We start from the raw sequence: 679 nt of genomic DNA, 5'->3' as shown, positions 1-679 counted from the left end.
TAAGCGGGATCAGAAGTAGAATTTCCAGCAAAGGGAGTTCTACGCAATGAAGAAGTCGAAGTTCACAGACAGCCAGATCATGGAAGCACTCAAGCGGGCCGAGTCGGGCATTGCCGTGCCGGAAATCTGCCGCGAACTGGGCATCAGCACGGCGACCTTTTATAACTGGCGCGGCAAGTACGGCGGCATGGACGTGTCGCTGATGGCGCGAATGAAGGAGCTGGAAGCGGAGAACGCGCGACTGCGCAAGATGTATGTCGAAGAGAAGATCAAGGCAGAGATTGTCGCCGAGGCGCTGGCAAAAAAAGATTGAGGCCATCTACTCGCCGCGAGATGGCCAGGGACGCAGTAGCACGCCGGGGGGTGTCGATCCGGCTTGCATGCAAGGCATTTGGCGTAAGCCAGACATGCTACCGCTACGAGCGGCAGCGCAATGAAGAGAACGAGCAGATCGCCGATTGGCTGCTACGGCTGACCGACAATCATCGCAACTGGGGCTTCGGGCTGTGTTTCCTGTATCTGCGCAATGTGAAGGGCTTCGCGTGGAACCACAAGCGTGTGTACCGGATTTACCGGGAGCTGGAACTGAACCTGCGCATCAAGCCGCGCAAGCGGCTGGTACGGCAAGCGCCGCAGCCCTTGGTTGTGCCGTTGTCGATGAATGCGGTGTGGTCGATGG

At 58.2% G+C, this 679-nt stretch carries 1 pseudogene; it reads left to right on the top strand.

Going from position 1 to position 679, the window contains the following annotated elements:
* Positions 1-46: 46 nt before the first annotated feature.
* Positions 47-679: pseudogene (locus NOV72_RS31755) on the top strand (transposase); the annotation flags it as partial.

Origin of the sequence: Caballeronia novacaledonica (genome assembly GCF_900258035.1) — a bacterium.
GTDB classification, from domain to species: domain Bacteria; phylum Pseudomonadota; class Gammaproteobacteria; order Burkholderiales; family Burkholderiaceae; genus Caballeronia; species Caballeronia novacaledonica.
This window is presented reverse-complemented; position numbering and strand designations above follow the sequence as displayed.